Below are 24,109 nucleotides of genomic sequence, written 5' to 3'. Positions count from 1 at the left end.
AATCAACCGGGTGTGTCTTTCTTGTTACAGACTCAACGTCCGAGAAACGTCACTATTCGGAAAATGTTGTTAGGACATGTAGCCATGAAAATTTCTGCCGCAGCTCTGGCAATCCTGCTTTCCTCAACGGCCGTCTACGCCGCTGATCTCGCTCCGCAGCCTGTCGAACCGATCGCTCCGGTCGCAGCCCCCTATTCCTGGACCGGCTTCTACGGCGGTGTTCAGGCAGGCTATACCTGGGGCAAGTCCGACTATTCGGACTATTGGATCGCCAGCGGCGAGTGGGACTACAAGGGCAAGTTGACTGCCAACGGTTTCACGGCCGGCGTCTATACTGGTTACAATTACCAGTTCCAGAACAATCTGGTGGTCGGTGTCGAAGGCGACATCAATTATGACTCCCTGAAGGGAAGCGCGAGGGCTCGAGGCAACCTCAACTTCTCGCATGGAGCCCCAGATCCGATCACGACCTATAAGCAGCGAGCAGAGCTGAAATGGGATGGTTCGGTTCGTCTGCGGGTCGGCTATGCCATCGATCGCTTCCTGCCCTACATCACTGGCGGCGTCGCATTCGGGAAATATGACTTCGCGCCCATCTGGAATGTCGACGGCCCGCTGCGTTATTCCAGCACCCGCGTGGGCTGGACCGTGGGTGCTGGCCTGGAATATGCCGTCACCGATAATCTGATCGCTCGCGTCGAGTATCGTTATGCCGATTACGGCAAAAAGGATTATTTCAACTACTCAACAACGGCAGCCGGAAATTACAATGATCGGATCAATCTGAAAACCCATACGATCCGCGCGGGTATTTCCTACAAGTTCTGATCGACCTCTACCCCACTCGCTATCTAGCGATAGCGAGGACCAGGAAGAATTGATACGCGCCGGCCACGCCGGCGCGTTTCTCTTTGCGCTCTGACGGTCTGTTTATGCCGCCTGTCCCTCGTCTCGATCGGCCTTCGCATTATTCAGCGCAGGCATGCTGATCGACCGCAATCCACTTTCATTGCACGCAATTAATCTTCATATCCCAATCGGAATGAAGCAAATCGGGCGCGACCACAGTATGAAGGCACGTTCGGGGTGCCGTCGGAACTCGACACCCAGCTTCGCCAGCATGCCGCCCCCTCACCGCCGGGACTTCCATGAAACAGCTCTTCAAAGCCCTCATGATGCACAGCGCCATTGGCGCCTGGCTGGGGAAACTTCCCTTCGTGAAAGGACTTTACATCAGGCATGTCTGGGCGGGACGGATGGATCTGTTCTACGGCGTCTTCGGCAGCTACGCCGAAGCCGAGCGATTTTCCGCAAATATCGGCAAGGTCGGCTGGCATGACGACGCTCTCGCCGAATTGCTGGTTCGCGACGCCGAGGTCGAAGCACCCACCGTGTTCCAGACCTCGCAATTTGCCGTCATGCTGTGGCTGTCGAAACTGCTCCAGCCGGGCAGCAACGTGCTCGATTTCGGTGGCGCGGGCGGCATCTTCTATGAACTGTGCGAGCGCTACGGCCTTCTGAAGCCGCCTCTGAACTGGCATGTCGTCGACATGCCCGACATGGTCGAGCGTGGGCGGCAGCGGCATGCAAGGCTGGAGTCCACCATGATCAGCTTCGGCTCGGAGCTGGCAGAGGCACCAGCCCCTGACATCATGCTCATGCTGGGCATGATCCAATATCTGCCGGACCCCTTCGGCGAGCATGGCCCCGGCATTCTCGACACGATCCCGGCCTTGCCTGAGCACATTCTGATCAACAAGATTCCGATCTCAGATGCGCCCGACGCCTGGACGGCTCAGAACCATGTATCCTCCGTCATCCCGTGCCGGTTGTTCAATCGCGCCAAGTTCCTGGCCTATTTCGAGGCACGCGGCTATCGCCTGCAGGATCGCTGGCTGGTGCCCGAGCTCCAGGCCGAAATCCCGTTCCATCCCGAGCGCACACTGACCTATTTCGAAGGCTTTTATTTGCGGCGGCAGGGCTGAACTTCTCGCAATTGCCCAAGAACGGGCATCGTCGAGACATCCAGCAAATGTTTGAGGCTCGGTAGATTCCTCGTGGTCGTGTCCATGGCTCGATCGGGAGGAATCTGCCTGGGCCGAACTGCGATTCAACAAGATCCCTCACTGGGGCACTGCTGGCGGCAAGCCTCAACCTTTATGAGGCCATTCCCGCGTCCAGTCGCCAAAAGTAGTAGACAGCACTCCGTCAAGTGGGCGCACGCAACCGACCAAATAAGGGCTATCTTACGTTCGGATATGGCATACCATGCAATTCGGAGTAGCCTCAGTATATCCGTACCTATCCACTAAGCCTGCTGCTTATTCACATTTTTCCCAGCTTGTAACCATCTGTCGTAACGAGCAGGATACTTTCAAAATTAGTGCATATCTTCTCTCTTCACGAACGGTCCTGGCCATGAGCTTTTCCGCCGACGAACTCATTACCATCGATGCAGACGGCTATCGCGACGCCTATGATCGCGTGCCCATGGCTTTCGAGCACAGTCTTCATCGCTTGCCGATGTTCCAGCCCGATGCGCTGGCGACCCTGGCCGAGCGCTACGCCGACAGTCCTCAGGATTATTTCATCGCGGGGTCAGCGCCGACGCCGGGCACGAAGTTCTACGATGTCGAGCAGAATAGGGCCAGGCCGCACGAGGTCCTGGCTCAGTTGAGCGATGCACCCGCCCGCGTCCTGCTGAAACGCCTTGAGAACCATGATTCCGGCTTCCGCGACCTCCTGGACACACTCTTCCGCAAGATCACCGCACTGCGTGGCGGCCTAAGTGACGAGAGAATCGCCCGGCTCGAATCCGCCATCTTCATTTCCTCGGCCGCATCCACCACGCCCTTCCACTTCGATCCGGAAATTACGCACTTCTTCCAGATCGAGGGGCCCAAGCATTATCACGTCTTTCCGCCGAACGTGGTGGATGAGAGTGATCTCGAACGCTTCTATGTCAGGGGCACGGTGAACATCGGCCAGCTCGATCTCGAAGGCTGCGATCCCCAGCAGGAGCATGTCTTCGACCTGGAGCCGGGCCGCGGTTTCCATCAACCGCAGGATGCTCCCCATTGGGTGCGGACCGGCGGCGTTCGCAGCATCTCCTACGCCTTCTCCTTCGAGACTGATGCCAGCCGCGGGCGCGGGCACGTCCGCGCAGCCAATCGTTATCTGCGCGCCATCGGCATGCAGCCACAGCGCCCAGGTCCCAACCCGGGCGCCGACCGGGCCAAGGCCGCGGTCATGCAGGTGGTGACGCCGACATTGCGAGGCGTGCGCAAGGTCGTCAGGCAGGTTTCAGGACACTGACGCGGATCGGACGCAACCGACCCGCTGCCCTCACGACCCCTGCCGCTCCCTCAGCGTTACGTCGAGAGAGCGGGGCTTGCCGTTGCGCAGCACGTCGAAACGCGTCGCTTTGCCGATGCGCTCTTCGCCGAGCAGGCGGATGAGATCGTCCACCGCCGCGACACGACGCCCGTCGAGCGCGACGATGATATCGCCCATCAACAGCCCGGCGCCGTCCGCAGGACCGCCGGCTTCGGCGCTGGCAATCATCACCCCCACGCCCTGCTCGATGCCCGCCGCCATCTGAACACGGCGTGAAATCGACGCCTGCTGGGCGGCGATACCGATGGAAGCCCTGCGCACGCGACCATGCCTGATGAGTTGCCCCATCACGAAGCTCGCGGTGTTGGACGCGACGGCAAAGCAGATCCCCTGCGCTCCCATGATCACCGCGGTGTTGATGCCGATGACCTCGCCGAGCGTGGACACCAGCGGCCCGCCGGAATTGCCCGGATTGAGGGCAGCATCCGTCTGGATGACGTCATCGATCAACCGCCCGCTCTTGGCGCGCAGCGAGCGCCCGAGCGCCGAGATCACGCCGGTCGTCACCGTGGCCTCGAAGCCGAGCGGATTGCCGATGGCGATCGCCACCTGCCCACGCCGCAGCAGGCTGGAATTGCCGAGCCGCGCCGAGGGCAGGCTGACCGGCTGCTCGATATGAACGAGAGCCAGATCCGTATCGGGATCATCGCCGATCAGTCGCGCGTCGAAATGGCGTCCGTCCTGGGTCTGCACCGAAACCCGGGAGGTGCCCTGCGCAACGTGGCTGTTGGTCAGTACGAGGCCGTCCGGCGAAAGAATGACGCCGGAGCCCGACCCCGCCGGCTTACCGCCCTTGCGGATGTCGAGTTTCACGACGGCGAGCCCGACTTTTTCGGCAACGTCGATGACGGCGTTCGAATAAGCGTCAAGCAAAAACCCGTCTTCGGGCGTCGAAAGAGATGAAGTCCGTTGAGGATGGGTGTCCTCATCCAGAATGGCGGACGGTGCGATATCGAGCAACATTGTATCGACCCAAGACAAAGAAAATGAATACTGAGCACCGATATGGGAATGCCACCGCCTTCGCGGAAGTCCCCTTCCCCTCGCCGCCGTCATGGCGGCAAAGCGGGTCCCCTCGCCTTTGCATAGCTACGCTTGATCGAAGCGATCAAAAATGATCATGAATGGCGTTCGCGCCAAACCGTTGCGCCCGACCTGAATTTCGTCTGTTGTGTCATGCTCAGTGCTTGTTTGTCCGAGTCATCATGAACATCCTGTCCATCCAGTCCTGGGTCACCTATGGCCATGTCGGCAATGCCTCGGCGGTTTTCCCGATGCAGCGCCTCGGCTGTGAGGTCTGGGCCATCCACACCGTGCAGTTTTCCAACCACACCGGTTATGGCGCCTGGAAAGGCCGGGTCTATGACGGCACCATGGTGGACGAACTGGTCGAGGGCCTGGCCGAGCGTGGAGTCCTGCCTCGCTGCGATGGCGTGATCTCCGGCTATATGGGCTCCTCCGACATCGGCAACGCCATTCTCGCCGCCGTCGGCAAGGTCCGCGCCGCCAACCCGGCCGCGACCTATTGCTGCGATCCGGTGATCGGCGATATCGGCCGCGGCGTTTTCGTGCGCCCAGGGATTCCCGAGTTCATGCGCGACCAGGCGGTCCCGGCCGCCGACGTCATCACTCCCAACAGGTTCGAGCTCGAATATCTCGCCGGGCGGGAAGTCCGCACCCTGGCCGATGCCAAGGCCGCTGTCACCGCCTTGCAGGCCACCGGTCCCAAGGTCGTACTGGTGACCTCCCTCGACACCGACGACACCCCGGATGACGCCATCGACCTGCTGGCATCGGATGGCAGCGGCTTCTACCGGGTCCGCACACCCCGCCTCGGGCTCGATATCAACGGAGCAGGCGATGCGATCGCCGCACTGTTCAATCTGCACTGGAAGCGCTCGGGCTCGGCGGCACAGGCCCTGGACCTGGCCAGCGCCTCGATCTACGGCCTGCTCAAGCGCACTGCCGAGGCGGGTTCGCGAGAGATCCTCACCGTGGCGGCACAGGACGAATTCGTGACGCCGAGCCACCGCTTCGAGGTGGTCGCGGTATAGAGCAAAGGGCGTTTTCCCGCACTTTGCTCTAACTCATTGTTTTAAGGTGCTTTCTTAATCGAAAAGTCTATCGACTTTTCTGAAAAACGCTTTCGTTTCTACCGGAACGGTCCTTTTGTCCCTTTGCCTTGCGAGGAGCCCACCATGCCCCGTCGTTTCTACACGCTCGACGTCTTCACCGATCGCGCCCTTGCGGGCAATCCTCTTGCGGTGGTGCTCGATTGCGAAGGGTTGGATGCTGCGGCCATGCAGCAGATCGCCCGCGAATTCAACCTGTCGGAAACCGTCTTCGTCCTGCCACCGGATGATGGCCGCCACCGGGCTCGTATCCGCATCTTCACGCCGGGCCTCGAAATGCCCTTTGCCGGCCATCCCACCGTGGGCACGGCCGTGCTCTTGGCGCTGCTCGACCATGACCGCCGGCCGGGCGACTACCTCTTCGGCCTGGAAGAACAGATCGGTATCGTGCCCTGTGCGGTCTCCCTCAAGGACGGCAGCGCCTATGCCCGCTTCGACATACCGGCCCTGCCGACCGAGCGCGGGGCGCCGGCTGCCACGAGCTTGATCGCCGAAGCGCTGGGCCTGAGCGAACAGCAGATCGGCTTCGAAAACCACCATCCCACCGTGTTCGGCACCGGCTTTCCCTACACCTTCGTTCCCGTGCGTTCGCTGGAAGCGATCGGGCGTATCCGGATCAATACGAGCCTGTGGACGGAGGCTTTTGGCCAGGAAGGCCTCGGCGCCGCCTATGCCTATACCCGCCAAACCGTTGAGGCCGGCTCCAGCTTTCATGCCCGCATGTTCTCGCCCGGCGACGGCATCCCCGAGGATCCGGCGACTGGTTCCGCGGTGGCCGGCCTTACCGGCGTGATTGCCCGCTTCGACGACCTCGCCGACGGCACCCGCCATTTCCGCATCGAGCAGGGCTTCGAAATGGGCCGCCCTTCCCTGATTGACCTGTCCATGATCATCAAGGGCACGCGTCTGGCCGGCGCCTCGATCGGCGGCTCCGCCGTGATCGTCAGCGAGGGAAACCTGCATGTCTGAGCCGGAGATCGTCGCGCTCGACGCCATCGATTGCCGCTTGGAACAACAGCCCTGGCAGTTCGCCGAGGAGAATGCCGAAGCGATAGAAGCGCATTGGCAAAAGGTGATCGAAGCGAAGCCGGCGAGCTTCAACGGCAAGATCCTGCTGCTGCACCGCTGGCAGATCGTGGAACGCCGGTTTCGCGGCGCCTATCTGATGACGGACTATGCCAGCTTCCTGGCCTGGCGGGATTTCGGCACGCCGGGCGAGGCCCGATGGAACTGTTTCGCCATGGCCGCGCTCGAGGCCGCCGATGGCGCCTTCCTGCTCGGCGAGATGGCCGAGCACACCTCCAACGCCGGTGCGATCTATTTCGCCGCCGGAACGCCCGATCCCTCCGACCTCGATGGGACTACCGTCAATCTCGCCGGCAGCGTGACCCGGGAACTGGAGGAGGAGACCGGCGTTTCGCCGGCTGGCGTCGATATCGCTTCCGGATGGACCGCGATTTTTCACGGCCAGCGCATCGCCCTGATGAAATCGGTGCGATCGCCCCTGCAATCGGGGGAACTGAAGAACAGGATCGAGCATTTTCTCGCCCGGGAGGAGCGCCCGGAACTCTCCCGCATGCATGTTGTCGCCACGCGGGCGGACATTCGGGCCGACCGCATGCCTGCTTTTCAATGCGCCTATCTGGCGCATCGGCTCAAAGTGTGATGCACGGTCCCGCCGTCAGCGGACGGGATAGCCGTGACGGCGCTGTGTCGAGGAGATCAGCGACTGGGCCTTGGCGTCGTCGCCCGCCTTGCAGGCCTGTCCCGCTTCAGCCAGGTCCCGGCTCATGACATCATGCACCTTCTTGTCGACGAAGCCGGTCTTCGCGTCTCCGTCGATGACGCGCTGAACGAAGGTGATCCGTTCGAAGCAGGAAGCGGCCAAGGCCGCCGAAGGCAGGATCGAGGAAGTCAGGGCCGAGAACACAGCGGCGCAGATCAACAGACGCATCGGGGTCTTCCAATGATTGACGCCTTGTGATCGCAGGCAAGGGCGTCACTCTCAAGCCCTTCGGCCTTCCTCTCCACTGCAAACGCGCCATGATGCCCGCCCCTTCCCGGCATTTCCCCTTGCCGGCTCCGTCACGGCACTGTACAAGCCCTTGCACCTGATGGCCGTGGGCCGTCTCAGGAAAGGGAATGAACCGTGGCGATATCGCCCGCCAAATTTGAAACGCTCGCGCATCCGGCGCCGGCGCTGGCGTTCGCCCTCCTTTCCAGCCTCCTCCTTAGCCGCCCCTGAGGGCCGGCCGGGCTTCAGCCTGGGCGCTCAGGGGACATGAATGCGGTCGACTGGGCCTGTTGTCAGGCCCTACTTCGCCACCCCTTCCTTTGGCTAAAGAGTTTTTATCATGACATATGCAGGCAAGGTCTCTCAGTTCTCCGCTCCCAAGGTCGATATATCAGCCAAATACAAGCCTTGGCCGCCGATCGACCTGCCGGATCGCCAATGGCCGTCCCGCACCATCAGCCAGGCGCCGACCTGGTGCGCCGTCGATTTGCGCGACGGCAACCAGGCCCTGATCGAACCGATGGGCCACGAGCGCAAATTGCGCATGTGGGACACGCTCGTCGGCATGGGATTCAAGGAGATCGAGGTCGGCTTCCCCTCCGCTTCGCAGACTGATTTCGATTTCGTCCGCTTCCTGATCGAGACGGGACGTATTCCCGATGGCGTCGCCATTCAGGTGCTGACGCAGGCACGCGAGGAGCTGATCCGCCGCACCTTCGAGAGCCTGAAGGGCGTCAAAAGCGCCATCGTGCATCTCTACAACTCGACCTCGGAGCTGCAGCGCCGCGTCGTCTTCCGCCAGGACCGCGCCGGCATCCGGGACATCGCCGTCAACGGCGCCAAGCTGATCATGCAGCTCACCAAGGAGCTGGGCATGGAGGCAAATATCCGCCACCAGTATTCGCCCGAGAGCTTCATGGGCACCGAACTCGATTTCTCCAAGGAGATCTGCGAGGCGGTGATGGACGTCTATCAGCCCACCCCCGACAACAAGCTGATCCTGAACCTGCCGCTCACCGTCGAGATGTCGACGCCCAACATCTATGCCGACCAGATCGAATGGATGTCGCGCAACATCAAGAACCGCGACAGCGTCATCATTTCCCTGCATCCGCACAATGATCGCGGCACCGGTGTCGCGGCGGCCGAGCTCGGCCTGATGGCCGGCGCCGACCGTGTCGAGGGCACGCTGTTCGGCAATGGCGAACGCACCGGCAATGTCGATCTCGTCATCATGGCCGGCAACCTGATCATGTCGGGCGTCGACCCCCAGATCGATCTCTCCGATGTCAACGGCCTGGTGCGCGTGGCCGAGCACTGCAACCAGCTGCCGATCCACCCGCGCCATCCCTATGCCGGCGAACTGGTGTTCACCGCCTTCTCGGGCTCGCATCAGGACGCCATCAACAAGGGCTTCAAGGCGCTGGAAACGGCGACCTCCCCCGTCTGGGAAGTGCCTTATCTGCCGATCGACCCCAAGGATCTCGGGCGTTCCTATGAAGCGGTAATCCGCATCAACTCCCAGTCCGGCAAGGGCGGCATCGCCTATATTCTGGAAAAGGAACACGGCATCGAACTGCCGCGCCTTCTGCAGGTCGAATTCTCCAAGGCGGTGCAGGGCATCGCCGATGGCGAAGGCGTTGAACTCGGCGCCGACAGGCTGTGGGATGCCTTCACCCGCGAATATCTCGACAATGGCCGCTACACCTTCATCTCCCATCAGATCGTCAGCGATGGCGAGGGAGAAGAGCGGACCATCACCGCGCGCATTCGCGACGAGGGGGTGGACAAGACCATAACCGGCATCGGCAACGGCCCCATCGATGCCTTCGTGACCGCCATGCGCGCTGAGAGCGGTCTCGACTTCGACGTCGCCAATTATCGCGAGCATGCCATGGGATCGGGCGCCAATGCGGCGGCGGTATCTTATGTCGAACTGCGCATCGCCGACGGTTCTACCCTGTTCGGTGTCGGCATCGACAAGGACACCACCAAGTCGGCCCTCAAGGCCGTAATCTCCGGCGTGAACCGTATCCTCAAGCGCTGATCGGAACGCTTTGCTTCAGCGACCGGAACCGGCCCCTCAGGGCCGGTTTCTGTTTGGAAATGCGGCAAGGGCCAAACCAAACTCCCGGTAGCGCCTTCACCTGTGGCTGCTGCGATAGAGCTTCCATTCCTCCACCCGCCTGCCGTCCGGCAGCTGGCAATCGGCGCTCTCCCCCGCGTCGGTCCGCACGGGAATGGACTTCCCGCCCTGCTGCGCACAGTACACCGATGCGGGATTTGCCATACCGACGGCGTGCGATGACAAAATTGGATCCGGCCCTCGCCGCGCTATGCAGACGGTCAGAGTCAGGCAAATGAAGACCACCGGATAGATCTTCTTATGCATCTCGCCTCCGGCGCTTCTGGGTGGATTGATAAGACCTTATCTGGCACCTTTATCCCGCCGCTGCACTTTCGTCGCGCAAGCGCTGGGCATAGACGTTGATGATCAGGGCGATCAACAGAATGACGCCACGGATCAGGATCTTGAGAAAGCTGTCGATCTCGACATGATCGAGGCCATTGTTGAGCACGCCGAGCACGCACAGCCCGACAATGGTGTTGCCGATGCCGCCGCGCCCGCCGAAGAGGCTGGTGCCACCGACCACCACGGCCGCGATGGCGTCGAGCAGATAACCGGTGAATTCGTTCTGCTGCGCGCTGCCGAAATGCGCAACGCCGACCATACCCGCCACGCCCGAGCATACCGCCGAGATCACCATCACGGCGGCCAGGATCGTCCTGACATTGATGCCGGAGAACTCCGCCGCCTCGCGGTTGCCGCCCACCATGTAGATGTAGCGCCCGAAGCGCGTATAGGTCAGCACGATGTGGCCGACACCGAGGAAGATCCCCAGCACGATCACGATCCACGGCAGCCCGCCGATATTGCCCGAGCCCAGCGTCGAGACCAGATCCGGCACGGCATAGGCGATCTGGCCGCGCAGCAGCAAGGCACAGATGCCGTCGGCGATCTGCATCATCGCCAGCGTCATGATGAAGGAGGGAATGCCGATCCGCGTCAGGCCGAAGGCATTGACCAGTCCCAATGCCGCGCATGCGATAAGAGCGAAGACGATGGCCACGCCGCCGGGCATGATGAAATTGGCATTGGCGATGTTCACATAGGATTCTTGCGCCGTGAAGAACGCCACCGCCACACCGGTGACATTGGCGATCGAGGCCACCGACAGATCGATCTCACCGCACAGGATCACGAAGGTCAGCCCGACGGCGATGATGCCGGTCACCGAGATCTGCACCAGGATATTGGCTAGATTGTCCAGCGTCACAAAGGATGGACTCGCCACCGCAAAGAAGATCACCAGCGCCAGCAAGGTGGCGAAGGGCGCGATGTTGCGCATCTGGTTGCGCAAGATCGCCCCCAAGCCCTGGCGGCCGAACGTCGCCTGGCTGCCATCCTGAACCGGTGTGCTCATTCCTCAAAACTCCCAAGCTGAAGACAGGCGGGTTTGCCGCCTCAGGCCGCTTCCAGCAATTTGTCCTTCGAGATCGTCTCGGCGGCAAACTCGCGGACGATCCGCCCCTTTTTCATCACCACGACCCGATCGGCCAGCGACAACACCGTCTCGGGCTCGGCCGAGACCACGATCACCGCCAGTCCCTTGTCGCGCAGGTCGCGCACGATCTTGACCACATCGTCCTTGGCGCCGACATCCATGCCGCGCGTCGGCTCCGAGAGGATCAGCACCTTGGGCATGTGGGTCAGCCATTTGGCCAACGCGACCTTTTGCTGGTTGCCGCCCGACAGCGAGCCGAGCAAGGCATTCACTCGTGGTGGGCGGATATGGAGGGCCTCGATATGTCCCTGCGCGGTCTTGCGCTCCACGCCAGGCTTCAGCCACAGGCGCGAGATCCTCTCGAGAATGCTGATCGAGATGTTGCGATAGAGTGGTTGATGATGGAACAGCATCGAGCGCCGGCTCTCCGGCACGAAGGCAATGCCCGCCGCGCGCGCCTGCGCCGTGTTGCGCAGGGTCCGCGTCTTGCCTTCCAATTCGATATGCCCATGCGCCGGCTTGAGCTTGCCGAACAAGGTGCGGGCGAATTCGAGCTGGCCGCAGCCCATGAAGCCGTAGACGCCGAGCACCTCGCCGGCGCGCACGTCCAGCGACACATCGGCAAAGGCGCGACCATAGGAGAGGCCCTGCGTCGCCAGAACCGGGGAGCCTTCGGGCCTGGCCGGCAGCGAGATCAGACCCGAATAACTCTCTTCCAGCCCTTCATGGCCGCGGCCGATCATGTGTTCGATCACCCAGTTCTTGTCGATGCCTTGCGTCGAATGGGAGATCACATGACGGCCGTTGCGGAAGATCGTCACCGCATCGGAAATGCTGAGAATGTCATCGAGAAAATGCGAAATGAAGACGATGCTGCGACCATCGGCCCGCACCTTGCGCAACACCTCGAACAGGCGCTGCACCTCCGGCGGCGATAGCGCCGATGTCGGCTCGTCGAGGATGATGATGCGAGCGCCTGAAAACAGCACGCGCGCCAGCTCGATCAATTGCTGCAGGCCGATCGGCAAGGCGCCGATACGCATGCGCGGATCGACCTCGATGCCGAGATTGCGCAACTGCTCACGCGCCCCCTTCACCATGGCGGGCCAATCGACCAGGCCGAAGGCGTTGAGCGGCTGCTTGCCGAGATAGACGTTCTCGGCGACGGTGAGATCGGAAACGATGCTGAGTTCCTGATGCACCATGCTGATGCCGGCAGCGAGAGAGTCATGCGCCGAGCGGAAATGCACTTGCTTGCCGTCGATCTCCAGGCTGCCCTGATATTCGGTATGCACTCCGGCGATGATCTTCATCATCGTCGACTTCCCGGCGCCGTTCTCGCCGACCAGCCCGTGGATCTCGCCGGCCTGCAGCGTGAAATCCACGCCCTTGAGAGCAGCCACGCCGCCGAACGACTTGGAAATATCCGTCATCTTCAGGCGCGGGGGAGCGCCGGTCGCCGCTTGCTTCTCGTCTAGCGCCATCATGCCTCTCGGAACGCGGTGGTGTGCCTGGTTTCGGAATGGAATCGAAAGGTCGCGGCCAATTGGGAGAAACGCCACTTTTGTCATGCCCAGGCTCGTCCCGGGCATCCAGATACCGCAACCCGATGGGTCCGTGGCCCTGAATCACCGGGACGAGCCCGGTGATGACAAAAAGTGGAGGTTCCCACCATTCTTCCGGCTTGGTCGTTCAAACCGGCACGCCGATCTCAGATCAGATAGTGCTTTTCCATCCAGAGCATGCCGGCCGCGTTGTCCTTGGTCACCACGGGGCCGTCGGTGACGACCTGCTTGGGGATGCCGCCTTCGCCGGACTTCTCGCCGCCGACCACAGCGGCAACACCAGCCACGATCGCCCCGCCATGAATGCGGCAGGACGGGTTGCGCACGGTGGCGAACATGCGCCCTTCCGCCACCGCCGAGATGGCCGGCGGCATGGCGTCGACGCCGCCGATCTTGATGTCGGTGCGGTTGCGTGCCTTCATGATGTTGTAGGCGGCCAGCGCCATGTCGTCATTGTGAAAGAAGGCCGCATCGATCTGCGGATATTTGGTCAGGTAGGTCTCCCAGAGGCGGGCCGCCTTGGTGACGTCCCAATCGGCGGGCTGCGTATCCAGCACCTCGATATTGGGGAACTGCTTCACCACGCTCTCGAAGCCCTTGGCCCGTCCCTGCGCCCCGGTATGGCCGAGGGCGCCCTGGGTCATGATGATCTTGCCCTTGCCGCCAATGGCAGTGCACAAAGCCTGCGTGACCGAAGCACCCATGAACTCGTTGTTCGGGGCCAGGAAACTATGCACGTTGATCTTGTCGAGCGGGGCGATCAGCGTGTCCATGTCGATGACGGGAATGCCGGCGTCGATCATTTTCTGCACCGGCTGCGTCAGCGTGCCGATGCCGAAGGCCTGGATCGCGACGAAGTCCCATTTCTGCGAAGCCATGTTGTCGATGGCGGCGCGCTGCTTGACCGCGTCAAGCTGGCCGTCGAACCAGGTCACCTCGACATTGAAGAGCTTGCCCCAATATTCGGCCGCTTCCTTGCCCTGCGCGCACCAGGTCGCCTGCAGGCCGGCATTGGAGAAGGCAGCCTTGAGCGGCTTTTCGGAGCGGCCGGCCACCTTCGCAGCCTCGGCGGCGAAAGCTGGGTCAAGGCCGAATCCCCCGAACAAGGCCGCGGCAGCGCCAGCGGAGAACGAGGCAGAACGAATAAAATCGCGCCGCGTATGCGGCGTCCTATCCTTGGGCATTCATTTCCTCCCTGGAGCAAACGCGTTTGGAACGCTTGTTTGCTCTCACCCTTTGTTTCCACGCGTCTTTGCGTTTGCGGGCAACGCCGCCAAATCGCAAAAGCTCTGGCATTTTGCTTTCGGTGCGCGACACCGACGCGGCTCTTTGCGAGCCTGGCGCAGGCGGTTGAATCCGCTGCGCTGACACCATCTTATGTTTGTTCCGACAATTGACAACCGCTATTCTTTTGAGCGGATAGTTTCTTCATGCAGACATGCGCTGTGGACCAGTACGGCACCCCGATGGCGAGGCCTGCCTCGTCACGGTAGGGTCGCGGGCATGGTCAGTCTTTCCATAGCCATCGTCGGGGCGGGCGTTGCCGGTCTGGCAGCAGCCTCCTGCCTCGCCGATGCGGGCCACCGCGTGGTGGTGTTCGAGCGCTTCGACCAGGCCAAGCCGGTTGGCGCAGGGCTTTTGCTGCAACCGACAGGCCTGGCGGTGCTGGAACGCCTCGGTCTGCGCGAGGGAGCCGCCATTCTGGGCAGCCGGATCGAACGCCTTTACGGGCGCTGCGGCCCGACAGGCCCGTTGATCTTCGACCGGCGCTATGACGAGCTCCTGCCCGGGCTGCATGGCATCGGCATTCATAGGGCGAGCTTGTTCCATCTGCTGATGAGCGCGGCTGAAGCGCGGGGCATAGCACTGGAGCAGGCGGCAGATATCACCGAGATCAGCGATATCGACAACCGTCCCATGATCGAGGACGGGGCCGGGCGGCGCCACGGCCCATTCGATCTGGTGGTAGACGCCAGCGGCGCGCGCTCACGGCTCAGGGACAAGCTCGGACTGTCGCAACGCCGGCCCTACCGGCATGGCGCGGTCTGGGGCGTGGCTGAGGATACCGGCTTTGCCCGCGATGCGCTGCAGCAGCGCTACAGAACGGCGCGCTTCATGATCGGCGTGCTGCCGGTCGGACGGTTACCCCATGACCCGACGCCGCTGAGTGCCTTCTTCTGGAGCATGCCGGTCGAGGAGCTGGATCGCTGGCCCCAGACCGATCTCGCCGCCTGGCGGGCGGTGGTCGCGGCGATCTGGGGGGAAACGGAGCCGCTAACGCAGCAGTTCACCCGACATGAGCAGCTGACACCGGCTCGCTATGCCCAATTGACCGTTGCCAACCCGATAAGCGGCCGCCTCGTGATGATCGGCGATGCCTGGCATCAGACCAGCCCGCAACTCGGCCAGGGCGCCAATATGGCGCTGCTGGACGCGGCTGCCCTCGCCGATGCGCTCACCCTCCATGCCGACATCGACAAGGCCCTACCTGCCTTCGTCCGCATGCGTCGCGACCATATCCGCTTCTATCAGATGGCGAGCACCGTGTTGACACAGTTCTTCCAGTCGCACTCGCGCCTGACCGGACCGATACGGAACCTGGCCTTCGGCCCCATGAGTCGATTGCCCTGGCTGCGCACCGAAATGGTCAAGACCCTCGCCGGCCTCAAGACAGGGCCTTTCTCCTGGAGCCGCCCCGAAGACCTCGCTGGCCAAGCGGCCACCGGACAGCCACCCATCGCCTTCCAGCGGCAAGAAGCCTGATCGCGGCGACCTTCCAGACCATTTAGCGGTACAGATCCTCACGCGTCGGCGGCAGGCCCGAAGGGCCCTTGGCCTTGCGCGAGGCGAGCGTCTGGAAGATGCCGACGGCGGAGCGCTCGAAAGCCAGTGAGCAGCCAGCGAGATAAAGCAGCCAGATCCTGGTCTTGGCCTCGCCCACCTCGGCGGCGGCCTGGTCGCGCCTGGCATAGAGATTTTCGGCCCAGGCCTTGGTGGTGCGCGCATAATGCTCACGCCAGGCCTCGACGTCATGCACCTCGAAGCCGTTGCCTTCCAGGCCGTTGGCCGACATGCCGACGGTATCGAGTTCGCCGCCAGGGAAGATGTAGCGCGTCAGCGCCGCGAATTCGGGCCGCTTCTTGCGGAACTTCTTCATGTCGCGCTTAGCCGGGCGCGCGATGGCGTGATGCAGATAAAGCCCGCGCGGCCGTAGCAGGCTGTGGATCTTCTTGAAATAAGCCTCGTGATTGTCGAGGCCGACATGTTCGAACATGCCGATGGAGGCAACCTTGTCAAAAGTACCCGTCAGGTCGCGATAGTCCTTGAGTTCGACGGTGACCCGGTCCTTGAGGCCGAGCCGGGCAATACGTTCCTGCGCGAAATCGAACTGCTCTTGCGCCAGCGTGACGCCATGGGCAGTGACGCCGTAATGCTGGGCGGCGTGGCAGATCAGCCCCGCCCAGCCCGAACCGATATCGAGGAAGCGTTCGCCAGGCTGCAGGCGCAGCTTGCGGCAGATCATGTCGAACTTGGCCGTCTGCGCTTCGTCGAGCGTGGTTTCCGGCTTCGGCCAATAGGCGCAGGTATAGGCCATGGTCGGACCCAGGAAGAGCCCGTAGAAATCGTTCGACAGGTCGTAATGAAACTGCACGAGCGGCTTGTCGTCCCTGCCCTTCTCGACCTTGCCCTCGATCTTGCCCTCGAAATCGTGCTTCTCCGCGGTGCCCTGCTTGGGCAGCGAACGTGTCACGAAGGGCCACAAGCCGCGGACGAGTTGCAGCTTGCTCAGGCGCTTGAACAGGCCCTTGGTGTTCATGCTCCCGCGCCGCTCGGCCACGTCAAGGAGCGTGCCGCCTTCGATTCGCAGGCTGCCATCGGCCAGAAGCTGGATGAGCTGGTCGAAAAGGGCATGAGGCCGACGCACCAGACGCGTGATCGCATCGGCGTCCGAAATCTTCAGGCGCAGATCCGTGCGGGCGCTAGGCCCGAGTGGAATGACCTCGCCATTCCACAGCTCAACGGCGAGATCAGCCTGCAACTGGTCGGCCAGATGCGAAATCAGCCGCCTGGCGGCATTGATATATTTGTCCACGGAGCCTCCGCACGCTTGCGGGGCGTTATACCGCGATCCGTGGACGATGCCAGAGCAAAGCGCGTTTTCACGAAAACCCCTTTACTCTAACTCCTTGTTTCGACGCGTCTTTGCGATTCATGCCTGATACGTCGGATCGCAAAACGCTTTGGTGTCTCAGTGGATACGAAACTCCTGCCCGATCGCCCGCAATTCGGCTGGCTTGATAAGGCCGCTATGCGAGACGGTGATCGAATGCAGAGGCCCTTCCAGCTTGTCGCGCCAGAAAGCCAGGAATTTATGCAATTCCGGAAAGGCCGGGGCAAGATCGTATTCCTGCCAGACATAGGCCTGCAGCAGGGCCGGATGGTCTGGCAGGCGATAGAGAATATTGGCCGTGGTGAGGCCGTACCCTTCCAACTGACGACGAAACGCAACAGACACCATTTCTGTCACCTCCATGGTGATCGGAGACAGCATGATTGCACCGCAACCTTAACGAAATGGCAATATCCAATTGGAATTAATCCATAAGAATCAATATCTTATCACTCATCAAGAAAGAGTGCTGCCAAACTTGCCTATCGAGGAATAGAGGGCGGTCTCGCCCGCCCCGCCTTCAATCGATCGTCTGTCCGGTACGGTCACGCATGGTGGCAAGGGTCAGAACGCTCACGAGGGCCGCCGCCGCTACATAGAAGGACGGCGCGATCTTCAGGCCTGTCTTTTCGATCAATAGCGTCACGATCAGCGCAGCAAAGCCTCCGAACAGGGCAACAGCGAAATTATAGGCAAGCGACAGGCCGGTCGAGCGTAGGGCCGCCGGGAACTGTTCGGCCAGCAGCGCCGGCGCGGGGCCGGTGAAAGCGGCGAGCAGGAGGCCGAGCACGACCTGCACGGTGACGAGCACCGGCAAGGTCGGATTGGCATTGAGCCAGGCGAACAATGGTATCACCAGGATGCCGATGCCGATGGCGGCGACGAGCAGCAGGGTCTTGCGGCCGATCAGATCCGACAGCCTGCCGGCTATCGGACAGCCGAACATCAGCACGATGCCACCCAGCGTGGTGGAGATGAAGGCGTCCTTGGCCGGGATGCCCAGGAATTTCTCGACATAGAGCGGCATGTAGAACAGCAGCACATAGGTGCAGACGGTCCACAGAATGGTGACACCGAAGCCGGAGAGAACGCCGCGGCCGTGGACGCTCAGCGTCTCGCGCAAGGGGCTCTCGCTCTTGCGCGTCGTCTCGGCTGCAAAAACCGGGGTCTCGTCAAGGCGAGCCCGGATATAGAGTCCGACCGGACCGATGAGCAAGCCGAACCAGAACGGCACCCGCCAGCCCCAGCTCTCCACCGCCTCCTGCGGCAGGAACTGGGTGATGGCGACGCCGCACAGCCCGCCCAGCACCACCGCGAGAGCCTGGCTGGTCTGCTGCCAGCTCGCCGCCAGGCCGCGCTGCTCGGGCCTGGCGTATTCGACCAGATAGGAGGTGGCGCTGCCGACCTCGCCGCCGGCGGAAAACCCCTGGATCAAGCGGGCCAGCATCAGGACGGCCGCGCCGAACACGCCGGCCTGGGCATAGGTCGGCGCAAAGCCGAGCAAGGCCGTGCCGAGTGCCATGGTCAGGATGGTGATGGTGAGCGCCGCCTTGCGGCCATGGCGATCGGCGTAGACCCCGAGCACGATGGCCCCAACCGGGCGCATGCAAAAACCGACACCATAGACCGTCACGGTCAGGAGGATGGCGGTCAGCGGGTCTTCCTTGGGAAAAAACTGCCGCGAGATCAGGGCGGCGAAGAAACCGTAGACGGTGAAATCGAACCATTCCAGGCCATTGCCGATGGTCGCCGCGACAATGGCGTGCCGTCGCTTGCGATCGGAAACGAGAATTCCGGCGGATGCTTCGACCGTCATACCAAATTTCTCCGTTTAAGCGGTTTGGTATGACATTTGATAGGTGGAAACGGGCGCTGTCCAGTGCGCCTCCCGATTCCGGCACAGCAGGAGGCGCAAGGATTACATCAAATCTCGAAGATGCCGACGCATCAAAGACTTGAACAACTCGCGAAAGATTGACCCATTCACGAAGACGGGACCGAGAGTCATTCACAACGACTCTCGGTATTACACTTCAAGATTCGGAAAAGAATATCTCCGAGATTTTAGTTGCGGGCCTTGTCGACCAGCTTGTTCTTGCCGATCCAGGGCATCATGCCGCGCAGCTTTTCGCCGACGGCTTCGATCTGGTGGGAATCGTTCAGGCGGCGGATACCCTTGAAGCGCGAAGCACCGGCACGGTATTCCTGCATCCAGTCGGACGTGAACTTGCCGGTCTGGATGTCCTTGAGCACGCGCTTCATCTCGGCCTTGGTCTCATCGGTGATGATACGCGGACCGGAGACATACTCACCCCACTCGGCCGTATTCGAGATCGAGTAGTTCATGTTGGCGATGCCGCCCTCATAGATGAGGTCGACGATCAGCTTCACTTCGTGCAGGCACTCGAAATAGGCCATTTCGGGCGCGTAACCGGCTTCCACCAGCGTCTCGAAGCCGGCACGGATCAGCTCGACCAGGCCGCCGCAGAGCACAACCTGCTCGCCGAACAGGTCGGTTTCGCATTCTTCCTTGAAGTTGGTCTCGATCACGCCCGAACGGCCGCCGCCGACGCCGCAGGCGTAGGACAAAGCGATATCATGGGCATTGCCCGAGGCATCCTGATGGATAGCGATCAGGCAGGGCACGCCGCCGCCCTTCTGGTATTCGCCGCGCACGGTATGGCCGGGCCCCTTCGGTGCGATCATGATGACGTCGACGGTCTTCTTCGGCTCGATCAGGCCGAAATGCACGTTGAGGCCGTGGGCGAAGGCGATGGCCGCACCGTCCCGGATGTGGGGGGCGATCTCGTCGCGATAGATGTCGGCCTGCAGTTCGTCGGGCGTCGCCATCATCAACAGGTCGCCCCACTTGGCGGCTTCCGGCACGGTCATGACCTTGAGGCCGTCGGCTTCCACCTTCTTGGCGGTGGTCGAGCCCGGGCGCAGCGCGATCGCGATCTCCTTGGCGCCCGAATCCTTGAGGTTCATCGCATGAGCACGGCCCTGCGAACCGTAGCCGACGATCACAACCTTCTTGGTCTTGATCAGGTTCAGATCGGCGTCGCGATCATAGTAAACGCGCATGGTCCTTGTCCTTCAGACAGTTCATGATGAGGGAAATGATGCGGGCGAATAGCCCGACATCGGAATTGAAGCAATGTTTGTGATGAGAAAAAGCGCGTTGGGCTCCATTTCTTTCGCCCAACGCCTGCTACGCGCATGGAAAGAATGGTCTAGAGAGGCTCTGGGCCGCGGGCGATCGCCGCGATGCCGGTACGCGAGACCTCGACGAGGCCGATCGGGCGCATCAGCTCGATGAACTGGTCGAGCTTCTCGCCCTTGCCGGTCAGTTCGAACACGAAGCTCTCGACGGTGGCGTCGATCACCCGGGCCCTGAAGGCATCGGCAATGCGCAGGGCCTCGCTGCGCGCTTCCCCCTTGCCGCGGACCTTGATCAGCATGAGCTCCCGCTCCAGCGCCTTGCCGGTCAAGGTGAGGTCGACGACCTTGTGCACGGGTACCAGGCGGTCAAGCTGCGCCTTGATCTGCTCGATCACGTTGGCCGTGCCGGTCGTCACCACCGTGATGCGCGAGACATGCTCGGCATGCTCCGTCTCGGACACGGTGAGGCTTTCGATGTTGTAGCCACGGCCCGAGAACAGGCCGACGACGCGAGCAAGAACACCCGGCTCGTTGTCGACCTCCACCACGAGGGTGTGGGTCACGATGGTCTCGGCCGTCGAGGCCATGAAGTAGGCAGATCCGGTCATTTGATATTCCACATAGCGCGTTCCCGGGTGCGCGGACATCTCGTCCGCATCTTGGAAACAGTGAGGATGCAGGAGAGGAAGAGCGGGCGAGACGCCCGCGCCCCCCAGCGCACGCAAGTGCGTGCGCGATCACACCAGCTGCTTGCCCTTGGCGTCGATCACGCTGCCGATGTCGACGGCCGCGTCGCCCAGGATCATTTCGTTATGTGCCTTGCCCGAGGGGATCATCGGGAAGCAGTTCTCGGACTTGTCGACATGGCAGTCGAAGATCACAGGATGCGGGGTGTCGATCATCTGCATGATCGCCGCATCGAGATCTTCAGGCTTGGTGCAGCGGATGCCGACCCCGCCATAGGCCTCCGCCAGCTTGACAAAATCGGGCAAGGCGGCCGAGTAGCTTTCCGAATAGCGGCCGCCATGCAGCAATTCCTGCCACTGGCGCACCATGCCCATATATTCATTGTTGAGGATGAAGATCTTCACCGGCAGGCGATACTGCACCGCTGTCGACATCTCCTGCAGCATCATCTGGATGGAGGCTTCGCCGGCAATGTCTATGACCAGTGCCTCCGGATGCGCGAGCTGCGCACCGATCGCCGCCGGGAAGCCATAACCCATGGTGCCCAGACCGCCCGAGGTCATCCAGCGATTCGGATCCTGGAAGTGGAAATGCTGGGCCGCCCACATCTGGTGCTGACCCACTTCCGTGGTGACGTAGACGTCGCGCTCCTTGGTGAGCTGATAGAGGCGTTCGATCGCGTATTGCGGCTTGATCGTCTCTTCTGAGTTGCGATAGGAGAGCGACTTGCGCGCGCGCCATCCCGCGATCTCTTCCCACCAGCTCTTGTGTGCCGCCTTGTCGACATCGGGTTTCAGCTCGCGCCAGGCCGCCAGCATCTGATCGAGCACATGCGCGCAGTCGCCGACGATGCCGATATCGACCTTGACGTTCTTGTTGATCGAAGAGGGATCGATATCCACGTGGATCTTGCGGCTATGCGGCGAAAACGCATCGATACGGCCGGTGATGCGGTCGTCGAAGCGGGCACCGATATTGATCAGCACGTCGCAATCATGCATGGCCAGATTGGCCTCGTAGGTGCCGTGCATCCCCAGCATGCCGAGCCATTGCGGATCCGCCGCCGGGAAAGCCCCCAGGCCCATCAGGGTCGAGGTCACCGGATAGCCGGTGAGCTTGGCGAATTCACGCAGTAGCGCCGTCGCGCGCGGACCGGCATTGATCACGCCGCCGCCTGTGTAGAACACCGGCTTCTTGGCGCCGGCGATCATCGCCACCGCCGCCTTGATCTTGTCCTGATCGCCTTCCAGCCGGGGGCGATAGGTCTTGTGGATGTTGTCGGTCGGCTTGAAATATTCGCCGGCCTTGAACTGGATGTCCTTGGGAATGTCGATCAGCACCGGCCCCGGGCGACCCGACGCGGCGATCAGGAAGGCCTCGTGCAGGATGCGCGGCAGGTCCTCGATGCGCTTCACCAGGTAATTGTGTTTGGTGCAGTGGCGGGTGATGCCGACAGTATCGGCCTCCTGGAAGGCATCCGAACCGATCAGATGGGTCGGCACCTGGCCGGTGATACACACCAGCGGGATCGAATCCATCAAGGCGTCGGTCAGCCCAGTCACGGCATTGGTGGCGCCCGGACCCGAGGTCACCAGCACGCAACCCACCTTGCCGGTGGAACGCGCATAGCCCTCGGCAGCATGGACGGCCGCCTGCTCGTGCCGGACGAGAATGTGACGAAGCTGCTCCTGCTGGAAGATTGCATCATAGATCGGCAGGACAGCACCGCCCGGATAGCCGAACAAGGTGTCCACACCCTGGTCGATCATGGCTTGCACCACCATTTCCGCGCCGGTCATTTGCTTCGTCGACATTGCCTTTTTCCTTGGCTTCCGAATTGCTTCCAAGTTTCCTGGGTTATCTTCCGGGTTTCTCGGGCTTTTCGGACTTCGAGTATCGTTCTCTGAGATTTCGGACAATAAAAAAGGCCCTCAAGGGGCCCATGTGCGTCATCGAAGGAGATTCGGGCTATACCCGCTCCACCGACAACGCCAAACCTACGATAAGAATGTTGCGCAACGGAGCGCTCCTTTTTGCGAAAGTTACGGGGTTGTAAGGGTTGAAAAACAGGCGGTCAAGCGCTGATTTGCAGAAACTGCCAATTGTTGCGCAACATCTGGCAACCGTCATCTTCCAGGACCGCAACCTGCCTTCTCCCGCCTCGACATTGGCGCACTCGGGAGAGGCTCGATGAAAAGAAAGTCACGATGTTCGACAGCCCCTCCGACGCCAGACTGGCGCTGCAGGCCTATTTCGACACGCCGCGCGTGGAAATGCTGGTCGAGGCCCTGGTGCCGAGCCTCGTATTCGAGATAGCGCCCGGCAAACGCATCGTGCTTGGCGATACCAAATTCGGCGGCAGGCCGGACCTGCCGGCCGGCACAGCCTGGCCCCGCCCGCCGGCGCCGGCCGATCCAGAGGAAATCGCCAAACGCGGCAATGCGGAAGCGGGTGCGGAGATGCGCCGACACCTGGCTCAGGGCCTTCCTTACACTTTCATCGCCCAGATCGATCTCGCGGACGCCGCCAAGCTCGGCAGCGTTGCCTCGCCGCTTCCAGCGGACGGGCGCCTGTTGTTCTTCTACGATCTTGCCGTCGGGCCTTGGGAAACCGGCAGGCGACCGGCCAAGGTGATCTGGGATCGTGCACCGAACGACAAGCTCGCCACGCTGGCCATGCCCGAAGACCTGGTGCAAGCAGCGGAGAAGGCGCGCCGCGACGCCGCCGAAAATCGGGTCAAATACAAGCTGCCCGAACCATCGCAGCCGGAAGGTAGCAACTACGACGCGCCCGAACGCGCCATGACGCTGCGTGCGGGGCTGAGCCTGCCCGACCCCAGCGCCATCGAGATGGAGGCATCGGCCAAACTTTATGCCGCCTATTCGGCGTCTAATGGAACACAAAGCGGCAAGAACGGGCAGAGCTTCGAGGACGCCTATGGTGAAGCGCTCACCGCCGGTGGCAAGCTCAAGCCCGCGGGACGCTGGCACCGCCAGCAGCTTCTCGGCAGCCCCCAGCCCGAGCAGGACGATCCTCGCTACGATGCCGTCGTGGTCTCGCAATTCGGCAAACAGCACTTGTCGTCGGACGAATGGAAGAAAGAACGCGCCGCCGTCATGACCGCAGCCCATGATTGGATGCTGCTACTCCAACTCGACCTCGCCGATTGGAGCGGTGGCACCTGGGGCGAAGGCACCGTCTACTTCCTCATGCGCAGGAAGGATCTCGAACAGCGCCACTTCGATGAGGTGATTGCCGTCTATCAGCAGACTTAGGATTCATCCGTCAATAAACGAAACGAATTGGCTCGACCTTTGTCGTTGCCGAACTTGCCCGGGCAATCCGGTCCCTCCCTCCAGACCTCGAAGAGGATGCCCCTGGATGCTCGGGCATGACAAAGGTGGTGCTTCAGTTAT

At 61.8% G+C, this 24,109-nt stretch carries 21 protein-coding genes; 9 read left to right on the top strand and 12 right to left on the bottom strand.

Features of this window, described 5'->3' with window-relative positions:
• The first annotated feature begins 84 nt into the window (after positions 1-84).
• The 3 genes from ACN6KF_RS05190 (at position 85) to ACN6KF_RS05180 (ending at position 3,315) form a co-directional block, all read left to right on the top strand.
• Positions 85-828, top strand: a complete 744-nt coding sequence (locus ACN6KF_RS05190) for an outer membrane protein (RefSeq protein ID WP_434955810.1) — start codon at positions 85-87, stop codon at positions 826-828.
• A gap of 320 nt (positions 829-1,148) precedes the next feature.
• On the top strand, positions 1,149-1,985 hold the full coding sequence (locus tag ACN6KF_RS05185) for a methyltransferase, TIGR04325 family (protein WP_434955809.1): 837 nt from the start codon (positions 1,149-1,151) through the stop codon (positions 1,983-1,985).
• Between the two features lie 433 nt (positions 1,986-2,418).
• Positions 2,419-3,315, top strand: coding sequence for a hypothetical protein (locus ACN6KF_RS05180; protein ID WP_434955808.1), 897 nt, complete (start codon positions 2,419-2,421; stop codon positions 3,313-3,315).
• A gap of 30 nt (positions 3,316-3,345) precedes the next feature.
• Here the strand turns inward: ACN6KF_RS05180 and ACN6KF_RS05175 are convergent, their stop codons facing one another.
• Entirely contained in the window at positions 3,346-4,356 is a 1,011-nt protein-coding gene (locus tag ACN6KF_RS05175; RefSeq protein WP_434959616.1) for a S1C family serine protease, read from the bottom strand.
• 245 nt (positions 4,357-4,601) lie between these two features.
• On the opposite strand from ACN6KF_RS05175, the gene pdxY reads away from it, so the two are divergent.
• The 3 genes from pdxY (at position 4,602) to ACN6KF_RS05160 (ending at position 7,194) form a co-directional block, all read left to right on the top strand.
• Entirely contained in the window at positions 4,602-5,450 is an 849-nt protein-coding gene (gene pdxY / locus ACN6KF_RS05170; protein ID WP_434955807.1) for a pyridoxal kinase PdxY, read from the top strand.
• 144 nt (positions 5,451-5,594) lie between these two features.
• Positions 5,595-6,497 (top strand): PhzF family phenazine biosynthesis protein, encoded by a 903-nt coding sequence (locus ACN6KF_RS05165; RefSeq protein WP_434955806.1) that lies wholly within the window; start codon positions 5,595-5,597, stop codon positions 6,495-6,497.
• Complete coding sequence (locus ACN6KF_RS05160) at positions 6,490-7,194, top strand: NUDIX hydrolase (protein WP_434955805.1); 705 nt, start codon at positions 6,490-6,492, stop codon at positions 7,192-7,194. Before ACN6KF_RS05165 ends, ACN6KF_RS05160 begins: the two co-directional genes overlap by 8 nt.
• A gap of 15 nt (positions 7,195-7,209) precedes the next feature.
• On the opposite strand, the gene ACN6KF_RS05155 is transcribed toward ACN6KF_RS05160, so the two are convergent.
• Positions 7,210-7,482: a hypothetical protein gene (locus tag ACN6KF_RS05155; RefSeq protein WP_434955804.1), complete on the bottom strand. Its 273-nt coding sequence runs from the start codon at positions 7,480-7,482 to the stop codon at positions 7,210-7,212.
• Positions 7,483-7,882: 400 nt separating this feature from the next.
• Between ACN6KF_RS05155 and leuA the strand changes: the two genes are divergently transcribed.
• The gene (gene leuA, locus ACN6KF_RS05150) at positions 7,883-9,589 is read left to right on the top strand and encodes a 2-isopropylmalate synthase (RefSeq protein WP_434955803.1); all 1,707 of its coding nucleotides are present in this window, start codon (positions 7,883-7,885) and stop codon (positions 9,587-9,589) included.
• A gap of 96 nt (positions 9,590-9,685) precedes the next feature.
• On the opposite strand, the gene ACN6KF_RS05145 is transcribed toward leuA, so the two are convergent.
• From ACN6KF_RS05145 to ACN6KF_RS05130, 4 genes are all read right to left on the bottom strand, one after another.
• Entirely contained in the window at positions 9,686-9,934 is a 249-nt protein-coding gene (locus ACN6KF_RS05145) for a putative hemolysin (protein WP_434955802.1), read from the bottom strand.
• A gap of 49 nt (positions 9,935-9,983) precedes the next feature.
• A complete protein-coding gene (locus ACN6KF_RS05140; protein WP_434955801.1) occupies positions 9,984-11,027 on the bottom strand; it encodes an ABC transporter permease in 1,044 nt (347 codons plus the stop codon).
• Positions 11,028-11,068: 41 nt separating this feature from the next.
• Positions 11,069-12,595, bottom strand: a complete 1,527-nt coding sequence (locus tag ACN6KF_RS05135) for a sugar ABC transporter ATP-binding protein (protein WP_434955800.1) — start codon at positions 12,593-12,595, stop codon at positions 11,069-11,071.
• 224 nt (positions 12,596-12,819) lie between these two features.
• The gene (locus tag ACN6KF_RS05130; protein ID WP_434955799.1) at positions 12,820-13,857 is read right to left on the bottom strand and encodes a sugar ABC transporter substrate-binding protein; all 1,038 of its coding nucleotides are present in this window, start codon (positions 13,855-13,857) and stop codon (positions 12,820-12,822) included.
• Between the two features lie 319 nt (positions 13,858-14,176).
• Here ACN6KF_RS05130 and ACN6KF_RS05125 point away from each other — a divergent pair, with 319 nt between their 5' ends.
• The gene (locus tag ACN6KF_RS05125) at positions 14,177-15,436 is read left to right on the top strand and encodes an FAD-dependent oxidoreductase (RefSeq protein WP_434955798.1); all 1,260 of its coding nucleotides are present in this window, start codon (positions 14,177-14,179) and stop codon (positions 15,434-15,436) included.
• A gap of 22 nt (positions 15,437-15,458) precedes the next feature.
• On the opposite strand, the gene ACN6KF_RS05120 is transcribed toward ACN6KF_RS05125, so the two are convergent.
• The 6 genes from ACN6KF_RS05120 to ACN6KF_RS05095 form a co-directional block, all read right to left on the bottom strand.
• Complete coding sequence (locus ACN6KF_RS05120) at positions 15,459-16,766, bottom strand: class I SAM-dependent methyltransferase (protein WP_434955797.1); 1,308 nt, start codon at positions 16,764-16,766, stop codon at positions 15,459-15,461.
• Positions 16,767-16,922: 156 nt separating this feature from the next.
• A complete protein-coding gene (locus tag ACN6KF_RS05115) occupies positions 16,923-17,192 on the bottom strand; it encodes an usg protein (protein ID WP_434955796.1) in 270 nt (89 codons plus the stop codon).
• Positions 17,193-17,364: 172 nt separating this feature from the next.
• Positions 17,365-18,660, bottom strand: a complete 1,296-nt coding sequence (locus ACN6KF_RS05110; protein ID WP_434955795.1) for an MFS transporter — start codon at positions 18,658-18,660, stop codon at positions 17,365-17,367.
• A gap of 248 nt (positions 18,661-18,908) precedes the next feature.
• Entirely contained in the window at positions 18,909-19,928 is a 1,020-nt protein-coding gene (gene ilvC / locus ACN6KF_RS05105; protein ID WP_434955794.1) for a ketol-acid reductoisomerase, read from the bottom strand.
• 149 nt (positions 19,929-20,077) lie between these two features.
• The gene (gene ilvN, locus ACN6KF_RS05100) at positions 20,078-20,614 is read right to left on the bottom strand and encodes an acetolactate synthase small subunit (RefSeq protein WP_434955793.1); all 537 of its coding nucleotides are present in this window, start codon (positions 20,612-20,614) and stop codon (positions 20,078-20,080) included.
• A gap of 129 nt (positions 20,615-20,743) precedes the next feature.
• Positions 20,744-22,507, bottom strand: coding sequence for an acetolactate synthase 3 large subunit (locus ACN6KF_RS05095; protein WP_434955792.1), 1,764 nt, complete (start codon positions 22,505-22,507; stop codon positions 20,744-20,746).
• 393 nt (positions 22,508-22,900) lie between these two features.
• Here ACN6KF_RS05095 and ACN6KF_RS05090 point away from each other — a divergent pair, with 393 nt between their 5' ends.
• Complete coding sequence (locus ACN6KF_RS05090; protein WP_434955791.1) at positions 22,901-23,968, top strand: DUF1963 domain-containing protein; 1,068 nt, start codon at positions 22,901-22,903, stop codon at positions 23,966-23,968.
• Positions 23,969-24,109 lie beyond the last annotated feature (141 nt).

The organism is Labrys methylaminiphilus subsp. lupini (assembly GCF_051161885.1).
Classification (GTDB): Bacteria; Pseudomonadota; Alphaproteobacteria; order Rhizobiales; family Labraceae; genus Labrys.
The sequence above is the reverse complement of the archived record's forward strand: the minus strand, read 5'-3'. Positions and strand labels throughout refer to the sequence as shown.